Raw genomic sequence first — 15,657 nt, forward strand, 5'->3', positions numbered from 1 at the left:
GGCTGGGGTCATTTTTTACAACCCCCCCCCATATTCGCCGGGGGGTTCACGGGGTGTGGGGGGGGTGGGGTTGGTGGGGGGGGGGCGCCGCGCGCCCCCCGGCGGCGGCCCCTTCGCCGTCATCGTGACCAGATGAGCTTGTGTTCGCCCTTGTCGCCCTGGACCAGGGAGGCATAGACCGGAGCCGTGAAGGACGGGTCATCGAGCTTGAGCGAGAGGTATTCAGCGCCGGTTTCACGGGCCGTCCTGCTCCAGCCTGCGCCGAGTTCGACCCCGCCGGCGGAGACACGGAAGTCGGGGGCGCGTTCGTTGTCGCGGTCGCAGGGCTTGATGCTGGCCTTGACGTTGAAGGCGAGGGTTCTGATGGTGCCGATGAAGGTGCCGTTTTCGTCGCGGGTGAAGGTGCCGATCTGAGCCATTGTTGTTCTCCTGACTGTTGCTCGAAGCCGCCCTGTGCGGCCTCGATAGCGGTCGTAAGGCGACGGACTGGACGGCTGCACCTACGGGCCGCAGCGTCAGCGGAGGACGGCGGCAGCCGAGCTTGTTGCCTCGCGAGGAATGCGGCGAAGCCGCAGGGGAAGAAGGTCGGCGAAGCCGTTGCAGGCCAAGGCCAGTCCGTTGCCAGACCAGCTAAAAGAGAGGCCGTATGGAGGCTTCACCGGCACGGTCGCTGAGATCGCGCTGGCTATCGGCACATCCCTGGTGAGTTCGACGCCACCGGTGTCATCCTGTTCCCGCCCATGAACCTGAGGTCTGAGCCCGTTTCCTGATCCGCGCCTGTGCACGTATCAACCTCACATCCGGTCGCCGCCCGAGCGGCCGCACCATAATCCCGCCTTCGGCGGCAAGGGCTCAGGAGGACGAGACCATTCTCGATGACGGCGTTTAAGCCATGCCGCATTGCGGTCGTCCACCTGGTTCCGGCGGGCTGATCAGGCCCGGGCCGAACTGCGATCCAAGACGGTTGTCATGGCCTGACGACGGCTCCCTCGATGACCACGCCGGCGCTGACGTACTTCCACAATGCCACGACCAGTTTGCGAGCCAGCGCCGTGATCATCACCTTCTTGAAGCGGCCGCCATTCTGGGCAACGCGCTCGTTGAACCATCGACTGAGCAAAGAACCGGGCTGATGGCGTAGCCACAGCCAGGCCATTTCCAGCAGTGTCGATCGCAAGCGTGGATTCCCGGACTTGCCGATCCCCTGTTCCCGATCGATCGATCCGCTCTGCCAGGGCGTCGGCGCAAGACCAGCATAGGCAGCCACCTGTCTTCGGTTGCCAAAGTGTCGGAATAGACCTTCGCCCCAGAGCACGGCAGCAAATTCCGGCCCGACGCCAACGACCTTCGACAGCACGGCGACTTCCCGGGCCGATTGCCGTTCCTCTGCAAGCATGGCGTCCCGCTCGGCTTCTACTGCCTTGATCTGAGCCAGCAGCATCTCCATCCGATCGAGCTCGCGCAGAACCTGACGCTTCATGTGATGGGGGAGCGCACGTCCATCACCCGTGTGTAATGTCTCAAGCCGCTCGCGGCGATCGCGCCGCAGAGGCTCGTAGTCGGTGATGCCCTGCGAGAAGAGAAGGCCCTTAATCCGGTTGCTATGCCGGATGCGCTCTTCCATCAGCACTTTGCGCTCGCGCACGATGCGGCGGCGGTCCTCTTCCACGGGCGAAGGCACATGCAGCATGGAGCAGACCCGCGGCTCCCCGCGCTTGAAAGCCAACAGCGCCCGGATGAGGCTCTCTCCGTCGAGTCGATCCGTCTTAACCCGTCGCTTGCGCCGTGATGTTGCAATTGACGCTGCATCGACGATGTGACTTTCGTGACCTTCTGCCTCCAGAACCCGGTGGACCCAGAAGCCGTCTAGCCCCGCTTCTTGAATGATGATGAATGGATATTTCCGACCAGTTCGGTCACGAGCCTTGCGCTTCAGTTGACCAAGGCGGTCAAGGAGCGCGGCAATATCACCTCCCGGAATGGTATGGCGCGACAATTTCTCGCCAGCGCCCGGCGAGATCGAGGTGACCAGCCACGTCTTCTTGCTCAACTCGACTGAAACGAAGATCGCATCCAGTTCCTTGTGAGCTGCCTTGCTTTCAAAATTACTCAGCGCCATCTTCCTGCTCCTTTCCTCAATGGCCAACAACGTCCACCGTATCAGAGCAGGTCGCCGCCATTACTCATAGGATCTCGTTGGAGGCAATCCATGCAACCATAGCCGCGACTTGTTCAATACGGCCTGTTCGACTCAATGGATGAAATAGCACCCAGCCGCTCCGCGCCTGCCAGGGCAAAGCAGCGACGAAATTGACGTTGAGATCCCCGTCTTGCCCGCCATCGGCCGCCACGGCACGCGTCAGGTTATGCAGCCCTGCCTTTGAAGCACAATAAGCCGCGTGCCCTGGGTTGGACGCCCTCTATCGAGCCTATATTGAGTTGGCGCCGCCGCTTCTGCGAAGATGAGGCACGGGGCGGCGGATCAGCAGGAAAGGGAGCCATCAAGGCTGAGCGCCATTGTGCGTCGCCACTCGTCGAGTCAGTCTTATCTACATTCGATTCAACCGTGCGCCCAGCATTGTTGACGAGATAGCCATCAATGTTCCCGACAGAGTCGCATGACTGCATCGACCGCCACTGCGCCTTGACCTTGCTGGCGCACAATTAGTGGGTTGATTTCAGCTTCGATAAGGTTTTCCTGGTTCGCGATCGCAAACCGGCCAAAGTCGTGGATGGCATCGATTGCCGCCTCAACATCACCCTTTGGTCGTCCGCGCCAACCGTCCAGGAGCGCAAACAGCTTTAGGCTACGCAAAGCCTCGGCAATCGTCGCGCGCGAGGCCGGCAACAAGAGCGTCTTCGTGTCTCTGAAAAGTTCAGCTTCTGTGCCGCCGATCCCGATCACCAGAGCAAGTCCGATGGTGTCTACGCGCCTTACTCCAACGAGCAATTCGCCTACTCCATTCTTGACCATCTCTTCAACAAGAAAGCTTCTGATTGAAAGCTCAGGGGCAGCGTTTGCCAGCCTATCCGCCATGTTTCGCACGGCCCTCCGCGCTTCTTCGGGAGTTCCAAGGCGTAACGCAACCGCCCCGATTTCGCTCTTGTGCGAGAGGTCCCGGCTCAGTGCTTTGACCACAACAGGATAGGCAAGCACCTCAAGATTCTCGTTTTGATCAGGTTCCACGACAATGCCGCGAGGCACGGATAGCCCGGCCTTAGAAAGTTCAGACTTTGCAGCTGCTTCATCGAGAGAGTACGCTTGGCCCGTATTTGCCGTTTGCACCGGCAGAAGTATTTCCTGGTCAGCGCGCTCGGCAAGCTCGGCTGCAAGTTCGGAGAAACGCACAGCGTTCGCGACAGCTCGAAACCCGTCCTCGAGACCGCTAAGCGCCGCCACGCCGCAAGCTAATATTTGGTCGCGATCGGTTTTCGGCATGGGTTCCGGCAACGTATTGATAAACGCAGCGGGCATGCCCCGCTCCGATGCCGCTTGGGCGAACGCCCTGGTCGACCTCGTCCAGCTGTCCGGTTCTGAATTTCCCGGAGGGGGAAAACACATGACCTGCACAGCCAGGTCCCGTTCATCCGACAGGTAGGCTCTGAAGAGATTTAGTTGCTGATCGAAGTCCGCGCTGTGAGCTGAGGATATGTCCAGCGGATTGGTGGGGTGAACGAAAGGGGGCAAGTGACTTTGCAAGTCTGCAGATGCGTTTGGCGAAGGAGCCGGCATTATCAGCCCATTTGCCTCTGCGTGGTCGGATCCCAGAACAGAATATGATCCGGAACTCGTCGCGAACGCCGTCCGCCAGCCCCTGGGTCTTGGTGTCGACAACAACATCTTCAAGGTTTCCAGAGCCTCGCTCGGCGTCCTCACTTCAATGAAGCCGAGCCGCCGAAACAGTGCCGACGCAACACTCTCGTCCCCCGCCAGCGAGGCAGTGTGCAATTGGGTGGCCCGCTTACCAGCGCTTGTCCGCCCCCCCTTAATCACAACGACTGGGATGCCTTTGCGCGCGGCCTTCAGACCTGCGCGTGCGAGCCCAGCAGCGTCAGCGATCCCCTCCATATACAGATTGATGGCACGCACCCGATCATCGTCGAGCACGACATCCATAATGTCAGCGGCCGTGACCATCGCCTGATTGCCTAGTCCAACGGCATACGCTAATGGCAGCGCCCTGTCCGAGCAGCTCATGTCAGAAATATAGGCTCCGCCATTGCTCACAACTGCGACAGCCCCGTCAGTGCCGTGAGCACCGAATTCATCCATCATGAATGCGGAACTGTCTGCGAAGTTGGCAACACCTGGACAGTTTGGCCCGATCACCGGCATGTCGCCCGCAGCTTTGACCAAATCGCGCTGCGAAACTTCCCCGCCTTGCATTTCCGAGAAACCGGAAGTGTTACAGACAGCGCCAGTTACACCGAGTTGCGAGAGGTCGCGAACAACATCGATCACGTTCTCTCGTGGCACAGCGACATACGCTATGCCTGGTACGGTGGGTAGCTTTGTGACGCTGGAGTAGCAGGGAAATCCGGCCAATTCATTGCGGCGTGGATTGACCACGTAAATCTGGCCACGAAAGCCCCGCAGGCGGCAGTACTCGATTGCAGGCATGTTGGAAGCCCCGCCCAGAAATACCGCGCTTTGCGGTCTCAGCATGCGCTTCAGACGCTCCTGCCGTGTTCCATTCGCTCGCTGATCCATTTAACCCCTCCATAGGTGCAACCAGCGTCGGACTGGAGCCGTCGCCATCTCGTTTACACGCTTCGGCGCGGTCTTTTGTTAGTTCAATGTCCGTTATCTCTCGCGTCGCCAATTCAAAGCCAGACCGCATCGCAGCAGGCGCGACTGCTTGCGAAGGCGCGTCGCGTTCCCCGAATCCTGCGACGCGATCAGTAGGGAGCGTTCATCCGCTGAAGGCTAAGTGGGGATTGCCGCGGCGCTCTGGTTCGCTCTTTCCGCCTATGGCGCCGCCTCCTTAGCTTCCCTAAGCGCAATGCGGCTCGAGGCCACAGGCAGACCCAGTGCTCGCTGCGCGTTGCGAACGAGTTCAAGCCTCTCAACGACTATCGGCCGCCAGCGTTCGGCGCGGCGACTTCTCAGGTTGAAGCCAAGGCATTTCATCTCGTTGGTTGCCGCTAAGGCGCCATCGTCCGACTTCCAGATTTGGTTCAGCAGTAGATAGCGCTTATCATCGTGGTCGATCAGTTGGGAAATAACGTGAATAGGTGCACCCAGAGCTAATTCATTGAGGTACCGCACGTGGTTCTCGACGAACACGTATTCGTGCCCCCGACGTTCTTCCATCGTGCCTTCTGGACCGTTTATCCAATTCCAGAAAGCCCAATTAGCGTGACCGCTGATCGTGAGATAGTGAGCGAAGTTCACATGCTCGAACTCATCAATCCACTCTGGGCGAACGCTTGTTCGAAAGAACACAAACGGAGCGTGCAAATGATTGGTCCATGGGATCGGCGGATCATATATTTCGGCCATGCCTAGCGTTCTCTCCTTGACATAGACGCTGTTGAGAAACAGCGAACACCCCTCCTCGGTACTTTAGGGGCGCAGCCACAAGCCCCAGCCGGCCCGAGGCTCAGACTCCAAACATGCGTTTGAGACGCTCCCGTCTGTTCACCGCGTCTTAAAAAAGTTCAAAATAGCCAGCCTCTCCCATTGTTAACAGAAGATGCGCCGAAAGCGTGTCGCTTTGAGCTGGAAGCAGTTAGCTCACCAATCCTATAAACAGTGTCGAATCCATACAAGTTAAGTATTATTATGAAACCACGTCAAATTTTTCAAAAAGTTTTGCACAAATTTCAGTTAATTTACATTCCTTACAAAAATCTAATCAAAATATGTATGAAATGTTGAAACATTGGACTTTCCCTTTTTTGCTCTCGCCTAGGTAACGCGTTTAAGATGGATTCTCTGATCGCGGAGCTGATTGCAAGCGCCTTTTCGCGGTATCCATGTTCCAGCCGGCTCTGTGGTTCTCTTCACGGTTAACACTAAGGTCGCCGCATTTTAGCGTCCGGGACGTGAGTGCCTTAATGTAATCGACGCAGTACCTTAAATTAGGGGTGCCTCCCCATCTACGAGTCACCGAAGCCATCGTCCCGGGACATAACCTCGCCTGTGGCGCGACAATTTTCGTCGCGCTGGTCTCTCCCAGATCGCCACGCCGACCTGGCAAAGGGCCATCCGGGCGCCAAGATCAGGGACGACGCGCTGTCGCGGACGCGCTTCGAGCTCAGGTGGAGGACGAGTTCAACCTCTCGCTCGATCCCGAGACGGCACGCGCCTTCCACGACCAAACCCTTCCGAAGGACTCGCACAAGGTGGCGCATTTCTGCTCCATGTGCGGCCCAAGGTCTGCTCGATGCGGTTATCGCGCAACATCCGCGCGGAAGCCCAGAAGGAAGGGTTGCGGCCATGGCAGCGAAGCACCAAGACGGCAGCGACCTCTACATGCCTGTCGAGATCACCACAGGAGCTTGACCAAGCCATGAAGGTGCTCGTTCGCAGCGCGGGCATCGCCGGGCTGACGCTCGCGCATGAGCTGACAGAGCGCGGCGCGGATGCAACCGTCATTGAGACGCGTCGAGAGATCCCCTGCAATGCCTCCTGGCAGGCAGGCGGTATGCTCGCGCCCTGGTGCGAGCGCGAGAGCGCCGAAGAGGCGGTGCTGACACTCGGGCGAAGCGGCCGACTGGTGGGACGCAGCCTTGCCCGGCCATGTCTCTCGCTGCGGCACGCTCGTGCTGGCGCCTGCCCGCGACGCTAGCGAGCTCGACCGATCCGGCCGCCGCACGTCCGGCCTCCTGCAGTTGGGCGCCGGTGACCGCGGTATTTGAACCAGGCCTTGCCGGCCCGGTTCCGGCGCGGACTGTTCTTCGCCGAGGAGCGCATCTCGACCCGCAAGGCATTGCCTTGACTTCGAGACAATCCCTCGGCATGGGCGTTCGGCTTGAGCGCGGCCGCTGCGCTGTGTCGACCGTCGCGATGTCGGGATTGACGGCACCGGCATCGCCGGCAGACGGTCGGAACTGCGCGGCGTACGCGGCGACGATGCTCGTTCTGCGAACAGGCCAAATCTCACTTGCCCAACCCCTACGACCTCCGACATAGAGGGTCGCGTCGCACTCTTCCTCCTGACAGCGCAACGTCCACCGCAAGGCTGGCGACGGCGACAGGAGCGCCTTCGAACGCATAGGCAACTGATTAGCCTATGTCGTTCCACAGCAAACCCAGTGCTCACCCCTCACAGTAAGTTCTTGTCGCGACCGATCTGGTGAGCGGACGCGAGACCGATGAGAGGACCTACGTGCGAGCCCAAAGCTATACATCGTGCAGCGCCGACGCCCAAGCTATCGACACCAGTCGGCCGTCTTGATCCTTGGCCCACATCTCCAGATGCGTCCTGATCGCGCCCCCTTCGGCTACCTGAGATGACACTTTTCCAGAGATGGTTAGGGTTGAGTCGCAGTAGACCGGAAGAATGAACTTGGCCTTCAGCCGGCCTGAAGTGAACCAAGAAGCACCAAAAAAATCTGTACAGAGTTCGGAGAAGTATCCTACAGTCTGCAGACCTTGCGCGATTGTGTTGGCAAGCCCGGCCTTACGAGCCATGTCAATGTCATTGTGCAAATTTCGATCGTGCTCGCCAACGAACGAATAGACTGAGATTTGCGCCTGCGACGGCGTCTTGACCTTGGAGACGATGGGCGTTCCCGGTGCAATCGCCGTGGCAGCCTTGTCAACAGGCCTAGCATTGATCGTCTCGGGGACGATCTTTTCGTCGGGCGTCGGCGCACTCGACCGGCCGATAACCAAGCCCGGATCGACGCGCATGATCTCGCTGCTTCGGTGCGTGACCAGCAGATTACCCTGGTGATCGCGAGCTTCCGCTTTCAGAAGCACATAGCCATTGCCGCGTCGCACGTATTTGTCAACGAAGCGCCCCGTGATCGTGACGGTCTCCCCAACGGGCACCGGAGCGTGGAAGAAGAGCTCCTCACTAGTGTGCAGCCCAGCCAGGGTCGTGCGGTCGTATTGCGCATAGTAGACAGTATACAGGTCGTTGGCGAGCAAGGCAGCATGGCCAACCGGCGCGCCGAATGGAGAGGCATCAAAATGCCAAGACCTGTAGTCGTCCTGGCAAAACGCATATTGCTTGACTAGGCCATCGGTCACCTTGATTTCAATGGGGCCGAGCTCCTCCGGGATCTCGATGTTTTCGAAGGTCGAGTCTTTTCTTCCGGTCCAGCGATTGTACGGAGTCATCCCGCTGCGCGAGGCCGCTTCTGTTTGAGTCATCTCGTTCCATCCTTCTGCAGTAACCCGGCCTGACCGTGGAGAACCGAACTCAGTCAGACATCAGATCCGTTGATTTCTTCATTGACACCAGCTCGCCATCAGCGACCGGTCGTTGCCGGTCGAACAGACTAGTCGTTCGTGGTACCCCGCGAGGGCGTGGCCGTCTCGATCATCCTCGCATCCCGCGTGCAGGTGGCCGTCAAATTGCACAGCGCTTGCCCGCAAGCGAATTGTGATCTGGATAATTGTGTACTTTAGTGGGGAGCTACCCCCGCCATGAGCGACGATACGTTGCCGCCGTTTTGTTTTCAGCCGTCAGACGCAAGACGATCACAGCTGCGTTTGAATGGCACGCGCTTCCCTCTGCTTCTGCCACGGCCACCGCGGGGCTCACGTTTGGCAGATTCGCTCGTAGAGATCGCCGAACGTAGCTGCCTCAAAGATCTCATCCAGTCGAGGCGGCCTCCAGCGGTCGCTATTCTTCAAGCGAAGTTGGAGTGCTGTGGCGAGAAGGCTGTCTCCCCCAACGTCGAAGAAGTTATCCTCGAACCTTATCTCCGTGGCCTGCAACAGAGATTTCACTTCCCTGAGGAAGACCTCCTTCAGATCGTCGCTCTGGACGTTCTCCGGCGCTTGTCCGACTTCTTCCGATGAAGATGTCTTGTCCACGTCGGGACCGTTCGGATCGTCGCTCTGGACGTTCTCCGGCGCTTGTCCGACTTCTTCCGACGAAGATGTCTTGTCCACGTCGGGGCCGTCGTTCATAACCGTCCGAACTTGCTCGGTCCATTGGCTTATACGGGGACACAGGGGCCGCGTCGCTATGATCACCTGGCCGTCGTCGACGGTTGTCAGTATGCGCTCGATGATATCGATTCCTTCGTCGGGGCTGAGTGCCAGATTCCTCGCTTCAGACGTCGCGTACGCGGAAGTCACCTGCCGCTCGTCATAGGAGTAATCCCAGTCATCCCAGTTGGAAGTGATCCACCGGACGCCGAGCTTGCCCGAGACGTGTCGTGCAAACGCATCCACGAACCTGGTCGCCGCCGCAAAATCTGCCATCGCTGGCCCGCCGAGAATGGACGCAAGGGACGAGAAAAGGAACACGAACTCAGGTGCTTGGGCATGTGTGGACTGCATCTGCTTTAGCGCACCGTAGAGGTTGCGGGTCCCTACGACTTTGGAGGTGAACTCGCTGGCGAAGGGCTTGTCGTCCATCTCTGAAAGGAACCTCAGATCGGCCAGTCCAGCGGCGTGAAAAATACCATCGAGCCGCCCGAATTCCCGAACCGTGGCGTCGAGCGCACCCGACAGACTGTAGAAATCGGACACATCGGCCTGGCGAATAATCACCCGACCCTTTGCGTCATCCAGCGCGGCCAGTCGCTGCATCCAGCCATTCTCATCGAAATTCGTGGACTTCGAGTCCAAAGAATCGGGTACCGCACGGCGGGTTACCGCGACGACTGTCGCTCCAAGCGTTACCAGATGTTCTGTCAAAGAAAGACCAATCCGCCCGAGAGCTCCTGTTATCAGATAGACGCCTTCCGGTCGCAGGATCTCTGCTCCGGGAGCTTGTGCGGCGAGGACCACCTCGGGAAAGTGCGGTACCCACCGCCGGCACCCGCGTAGTGCGACGACCCCATTGGGACAAGGCACGTCCCGCCCGATTTCAGCAACGAGCCGATCGGCGATAACCGGGTCGTCGACGTTCAGGTCAACAACCCGACAATCGACGGTCGGGTTCTCCTGTGGTAGCACGATGGCAGGGCCGAAGACGCACGCCTTTTCGGGAGCAACAGATTCCTCACCCACCTGGACCATTCGGTCACCCACAATCCAGACGTCGACCGGAGTCTGGAATGTCAGCGTAGAGAGAACTCGCGCTAAGTCGAGTATGGCGTCATAGCTCCGCAAAAGGTCGGTCTGCACCGTGCCTGGATCCCCGGACGCGTTGGCGCAGCCGTTCAGGTGCCAGAGGCAGACAACGCGGTTAGCGGGACGGTCCGAGGCGATCTCGGCCTCGAAGAGCGCCTTCAGGCCTTCTCGAGTGGGATCAATCATGATGATAGACCCCTTGGCTTTCATGGGTTGATTCGAGGATTTGGCTCGTCGGCAAACACGAACAACCTCATGGCCCGCCTCCTCCAACTGCTGCGTGATGCTGTTCGCCAGCGCGTCTCCCACGCACTTCACCTCCCGGGACGGCTGATCGGCAAGTACCAGCCAACGCTGTGTCTTCGTATTTGAATCAGGGGAAAGTGTGTGGGGAAGCAATTGCTCTGTCCAAGTCTGCGTGTAGGTGAATGCCTCCCTCCTGCGCCGCTCTCCCTCCGCAGTGTGCGGCAGAACCGTCGGGCCAGCAGGCTGGGTGTCCGGCCAGCAACGGTGGCGATCAAACGAGTATGTCGGAAGGGAAATCCGCCGGCGGGAAGCTAACGGTTCCACTTGATCACTGGCTCGCTTCCAATCCACCCCAACACCCAAGGACCATAGTTTCCCAAGACATTCTAGAATAGCATGGCGGTCGCTAAAACCTCGGTCGTTTTTGTCTCGCGCGGCTGCGACAATTGCCGAAATTCTGGTTTCGTTACCAGCCTGATCGATCGCTTGTTGTGCGAAACGCGCCAGATCGCACGACGGACCAAGGTCAATAAGCGCAGTGGCACCGGCTGCCACAATAGCCGAAAGAGAGCGGTCGAAACGGATCGTTCTGCTTACTGGGCTACTCCAATAGGTCTCTGGTAGGGGCACTTTCGCCTGGTGCAAATATTCCCCTGAATTTAGAGCTATCGCCAAATTCGGCCCTTGCTTCTCAAGTGTGCGGACATGTGCGTCAATAGTATCACCCGCCGGCTTCATCAAAGGAGAATGGATGGGAACGCCAGCTGTATTGAGGAACTGGTTGGGAACCTCTGCTTTTTCGAGCTCCTCTTGCAGCCTTTCAATCAGTTCCCGTTTCCCGGTAAACACGACGCTGGTTTTGGAGTTCACGACACCGACACTGATCTCGCCAGCTTCAGCTCTGTCATGCCAAGCGTCCTCCGCGAGCATGCGTTCAGCCTCCTCCGGACTGCATTTGACCGCAAGCATAGCACCGTCAACGCCAAGGTTCGCCATCGCGCGACCACGGGCAACCATCAGGGCTATAGCGTCTTCCAGTTTGAGAATACCTGCTAGAGTGGCTACGACGTATTCGCTTATGCTGTGTCCGACAAGGTAGTCGGGATGCACGCCACACGCTTCCAACAAATGTGCCATCGCGTACTGCACGGAGAAGATCATGACGTTGATTTCTTCGAAGGAAGCCGCCGCGTAGACGTGGTCTTCCCCGAACACGAGTGAGTCCAGATCACTATGCAGGACCGGTCGACTAGCGGCGGCACAACGCAGGAACGCCTCACGAAAGTCCGGCACCTGGTCAAACAGGTCCTTGAACATCCTCGCGTGCTGCACTCCTGCGCCTGGCAGCATGAACGCAATTGAGGGGGATGAAAGGGTTCGATTACCCGCTCGATCCGCCTCTTCCTCTAGCCTCTTGATGGCCATATCTAAGTTGCGCGCCACTACGACCGTCCGGTGATCAAACTGGCATCTGGCCACCCGTAGCGTATGAGCGACATCACCGAGATCGACATCCCGGTTGCGCCGCAGGAACCCAGCTAGATTGCGGCAGGCCCGCCTTAGCGCCGACGGCGTCTTTGCAGATAGACAAAGGGCGTGGGATCCTCGCTCGACAGATCCGGGCCAGGCCCTTAGGTTCTGGTCAATCCATTCCTCCAGCACAACGTGGCAGTTGGTTCCGCCGACACCCAGACAGGTGACTCCGGCGGTTCGGGGGTGACCTGGCTTGCGGGGCCAAGGTCTAAGCTGCTCATTGACGAAAAATGGCGTTTCTTCAAGGTTGAGGTCGTCGCTAATGCGGTTGATGTTTATTGTCGGGGGAATCAACCCATGCTGAACGCATAGCACAGCTTTGATAAAGCTCGCGACGCCAGCCGCAATATTGGCATGACCGATATTCGGCTTGATTGATCCTAGGGCACATGTCTTGCCATTTGCCTCTTGTCCGGCGAAAGCCTCTGCCAAAGCACGAACCTCGATTGGATCACCTACCTTGGTGCCGGTCCCGTGAGTTTCGATGTATTCGACGTCCGCAGGGAACAGGGCTGCAGACTCAAGTGCTTGGCGCACAACAGCGGCCTGACCCTGCACGCTTGGCGCCGAGAAAGATGATTTGGCGTGGCCATCGTTGTTGATGGCACAGCCTTTCACAACTGCGAGAACAGGGTCGCCGTCCGCAAGGGCATCTTCAAGACGCTTGAGAACAACGACACCCACCCCATCTCCACCGACCGTGCCGCTGGCATCGGCGTCGAAGGCACGACAGGCACCATCAGAGGAATTGATGAATCCTTTTACATGTTGATATCCGGCTTGCGGGAAGATGATGCTGGCCGCACCTGCCAGCGCCGTATCGCAATGGCCGGCCGCGAGCGACTGAGCGGCAGTAGCGATAGCGACCAGTCCTGTTGAACATGAGGTTTGCACCACAATGCTTGGGCCGCTGAGGTTCAGCATGTAGGACGCGCGTGAGGCGAGATAGTCCTTGTCGTTGCCGAGTTCCGTCAGCCAGGCGAGCGGGGCGTCCGTGGGATCGTTGAGGGCTCCTCCCTTCAAATGGTGCAGCAGATAGAGTGGCAAAAAACAACCGGCGAAGACCCCCGTCCGGCCCTCGTGCTCGGTTGGCGTGTATCCGGCGGACTCGAGTGCCTTCCAGCAGCATTCGAGGAAGATTCGATGCTGCGGGTCCATTAACGTCGCCTCGCGCCGCGATAAACCCCAAAAACCCGGGTCGAAGACATCAACGTCATCGAGATGAGCGCCCATGCGCATATAATCGGGACGCCTCAGGACCTCCTCCGGAATGCCCCGGGCCTTAAGTTGCTGCTCGGAGAGCGGGACGATCGAGCAGACCCCCTGACAGAGGTTCTCCCAGAGCTCATCGACTGTCTCCGCGCCGGGGAAACGCGCGGCCATGCCGATCACTGCAATGTCCACACCGGCGCCGCGTTGCCGGTCGACCGACCTAGTCGGCGCCTTGCTCGCCGATACTGCCGATTTTTTGGGGAGGTTCCCGTATTGGGGACGTCCCTGCTCGCCGCGGCGCTTGCGGAGAAGCGCCGCGAGCTCTTTGAAGGTCGGGTTGAGGAAGACCTCCACTACGCGGAGCTCCACCTTGAGATTCTCGCGAAGCTGCGTGCAGAGACGGGCAGCCAGAAGGGAATGTCCGCCGCAGTCGAAAAAGTTGTCACCCGGATCGGTAGCGTCTGCCTGGAGGAGGTCACGCCAAGCAGCACGAAGTGCGGGTTCAACCGCGTCGGCACCTGTCACGGGAGTGTACGCCTCGACGTCGGGGAGGCGCGACCGATCAAGTTTCCCGCTCGCTGTGATAGGCAATTCCGTCACAGGCACGAACTCTGATGGGATCGCGTAGTGCGGTATCTCGGACTTCAGGTGGGCACGTAATGAAGCCTGCCAACCCTTGGCCCCATCGCGTAAAACTACATAGGCGATCAGTCGGTTAGGCTGGCCTGTCTCCGGATCAAGCTCCGGCACGACGACAGCGGAGCAGACGGCGGAGTGGCGGAGGAGAGCAGCTTCTACAGACCCGGGAACCACGCTGTAACCCCGGATTTTCACCATGAACGCGCAGCGCCCGACGATTTCTAATTGTCCGCCAGGCAGCATGCGGCCAAGATCACCCGTGCGGAACATCATGCCTTCAGCGCGGAACGGATCTGGAAGGAACCGTTCCCGTGTCATCTCTGGGCTGTTTAGGTAACCATGCCCTACTGCCTCGCCTCCGACAAAGATCTCGCCCAAGAAGCCCAGTGGGACCGGTTTGCGCTGCTCGCCAAGCACATAGACGCTGACGTTGCGCTGAGGTGCGCCGACCGGAACGACTTTCTGTGTTATCGCAGGATCGATCTCGCATAGGTCTATGAGGGCGACGTCATAGGTCTCCGCTAAACCGTAGATATTGATGATTTTGACACGCGGCAGCGCATCTTTCGCACGAGCAAGCAACGCCGCTGTCACCACCTCTCCTGAAAGGTAAATCAAACGAAGCTCAGGAAGACGAGAAGGTTCTGTGAGCAAACCGCTGCCGAGAACAACATCCAGCAGCGAGGGGGTGAAATGTATTCTGGAAATCCCGTTTCGTTCAAGGTAATTGACGAGCTGGCACGGATCGTAGATGACTTCGTCTGGAATTAGATATGCTGGCACCCCGGCCAAGATGGGCCGCATTATTTCCCAGACTAAGAAGATATTGACGGCTTCGCGCTCGCCAGGCGAGTATGGCAGTGCGTGATTGCGCCGTTGGTAAGAGGCTACAGCGCTTCGGTGGGAGCAGATGATTCCCTTTGGTTCACCAGTTGTGCCGGACGAAAATGCGATCTGGGCCGGGGCATCGAAATCGACCACCTGGCGGTCGGCCGGACCGACGTCGCTGAGCTCCGCTTCCCAGCTCTTGTCCAGAGACAGCACAACACCGGACCAGTCCGGCGGAAGGCTAGCTGCGAAACGTTTGTTGGTGACTATAATTTCGACGGCCGCCTTTTCGAGTATCTGCTTGAGAGCTGCAACGGGCAGAGCCTTGTCAAGCGCGACATACGCCGCGCCTGCCTTAAGAATACCGAACAGTGCAATCGGATATTCAAGCGAAGTATCCATCAGAATGCCCACGTGCGATCCGGGACCCTGGCTGTGGCCGAGGAGCTGTCTGGACAGCGCCTCACTTAGATCGTCCAGTTCACGGTAGGTGAGGGTCGCAGCTTCAGAAACGACGGCGGGAGCCTCGGGGCTGAGCGCCGCTTTATTGCGGAGTTGGTCATGCAGTGGCAGTTCAGCATAGGGCAAGGCCTCAGCAATGCGAATAGATGCCGGGAGGTGTGCCTTCACTTCCTGAATCTCATTCAGAAGCGTAGACACCACTTTCATGGCCATCGAATGCGTAAAAAAGTGATCGCCATCAAACATAACCCGAGCGAAGCGCGACGTCGTAAGTCGACGCCATTCGTCCAGGTCATCGGCATTCAGCATTTCGTCCTCAATTCCCCCCATTGCGGTAATTGCCGCGCGGAGAGGCGTCGCCAGGCTGCGATCGTAAGTCTCCACAATTTCGAGATCGGCCCGTAACGGTGGCAAGATGAAATCCAGTAGGAGTTCCTCATTTGCCAGTGCCTCCGGAGGAACCATGCCGAGGGTCCGGACCAGATCAGTCAGCTCATTATCGGCGCACCTATACATTAGTGGCTCATCTGCCG

The 15,657-nt window shown here is 58.7% G+C and carries 7 protein-coding genes and 2 pseudogenes; 2 read left to right on the plus strand and 7 right to left on the minus strand.

Annotated elements, in window-relative coordinates; all coding sequences use genetic code 11:
- Window positions 1-119: 119 nt before the first annotated feature.
- The 5 genes and pseudogenes from NKG99_RS33685 to NKG99_RS33705 form a co-directional block, all read right to left on the minus strand.
- Window positions 120-419, minus strand: a complete 300-nt coding sequence (locus tag NKG99_RS33685; protein WP_352873685.1) for a DUF736 domain-containing protein — start codon at window positions 417-419, stop codon at window positions 120-122.
- A gap of 548 nt (window positions 420-967) precedes the next feature.
- Window positions 968-2,119 (minus strand): IS110 family RNA-guided transposase, encoded by a 1,152-nt coding sequence (locus NKG99_RS33690; protein ID WP_352873686.1) that lies wholly within the window; start codon window positions 2,117-2,119, stop codon window positions 968-970.
- Window positions 2,120-2,183: 64 nt separating this feature from the next.
- Window positions 2,184-2,402 (minus strand): annotated as a pseudogene (locus tag NKG99_RS33695) (SDR family oxidoreductase); the annotation flags it as partial.
- A gap of 194 nt (window positions 2,403-2,596) precedes the next feature.
- Window positions 2,597-4,711: an acetate--CoA ligase family protein gene (locus NKG99_RS33700; RefSeq protein WP_352825318.1), complete on the minus strand. Its 2,115-nt coding sequence runs from the start codon at window positions 4,709-4,711 to the stop codon at window positions 2,597-2,599.
- 258 nt (window positions 4,712-4,969) lie between these two features.
- Window positions 4,970-5,503 carry an acyl-CoA thioesterase gene (locus tag NKG99_RS33705; protein WP_352825316.1) on the minus strand — a complete coding sequence of 178 codons (534 nt, stop codon included), beginning with the start codon at window positions 5,501-5,503 and terminating at the stop codon, window positions 4,970-4,972.
- A gap of 684 nt (window positions 5,504-6,187) precedes the next feature.
- On the opposite strand from NKG99_RS33705, the pseudogene NKG99_RS33710 reads away from it, so the two are divergent.
- Both NKG99_RS33710 and NKG99_RS33715 read left to right on the plus strand, forming a co-directional pair.
- Window positions 6,188-6,413: pseudogene (locus NKG99_RS33710) on the plus strand (phosphomethylpyrimidine synthase ThiC); the annotation flags it as partial.
- A gap of 102 nt (window positions 6,414-6,515) precedes the next feature.
- A complete protein-coding gene (locus tag NKG99_RS33715; protein ID WP_502904303.1) occupies window positions 6,516-6,794 on the plus strand; it encodes an FAD-dependent oxidoreductase in 279 nt (92 codons plus the stop codon).
- Between the two features lie 554 nt (window positions 6,795-7,348).
- Here the strand turns inward: NKG99_RS33715 and NKG99_RS33720 are convergent.
- Complete coding sequence (locus NKG99_RS33720; RefSeq protein ID WP_352825314.1) at window positions 7,349-8,326, minus strand: MaoC family dehydratase; 978 nt, start codon at window positions 8,324-8,326, stop codon at window positions 7,349-7,351.
- A gap of 390 nt (window positions 8,327-8,716) precedes the next feature.
- Window positions 8,717-15,640, minus strand: a complete 6,924-nt coding sequence (locus NKG99_RS33725) for an SDR family NAD(P)-dependent oxidoreductase (protein ID WP_352873689.1) — start codon at window positions 15,638-15,640, stop codon at window positions 8,717-8,719.
- Window positions 15,641-15,657: the final 17 nt, after the last annotated feature.

This window comes from Mesorhizobium sp. M1409 (assembly GCF_040317535.1).
GTDB lineage: Bacteria > Pseudomonadota > Alphaproteobacteria > Rhizobiales > Rhizobiaceae > Mesorhizobium.

Excerpts from the sequence above, each read along its gene's own strand:
- NKG99_RS33685 (WP_352873685.1), bottom strand. The coding sequence starts at position 419 with ATGGCTCAGATCGGCACCTTCACCCGCGACGAAAACGGCACCTTCATC.
- NKG99_RS33690 (WP_352873686.1), bottom strand. The coding sequence starts at position 2,119 with ATGGCGCTGAGTAATTTTGAAAGCAAGGCAGCTCACAAGGAACTGGAT.
- NKG99_RS33700 (WP_352825318.1), bottom strand. The coding sequence starts at position 4,711 with ATGGATCAGCGAGCGAATGGAACACGGCAGGAGCGTCTGAAGCGCATG.
- NKG99_RS33705 (WP_352825316.1), bottom strand. The coding sequence starts at position 5,503 with ATGGCCGAAATATATGATCCGCCGATCCCATGGACCAATCATTTGCAC.
- NKG99_RS33715 (WP_502904303.1), top strand. The coding sequence starts at position 6,516 with ATGAAGGTGCTCGTTCGCAGCGCGGGCATCGCCGGGCTGACGCTCGCG.
- NKG99_RS33720 (WP_352825314.1), bottom strand. The coding sequence starts at position 8,326 with ATGACTCAAACAGAAGCGGCCTCGCGCAGCGGGATGACTCCGTACAAT.
- NKG99_RS33725 (WP_352873689.1), bottom strand. The coding sequence starts at position 15,640 with ATGTATAGGTGCGCCGATAATGAGCTGACTGATCTGGTCCGGACCCTC.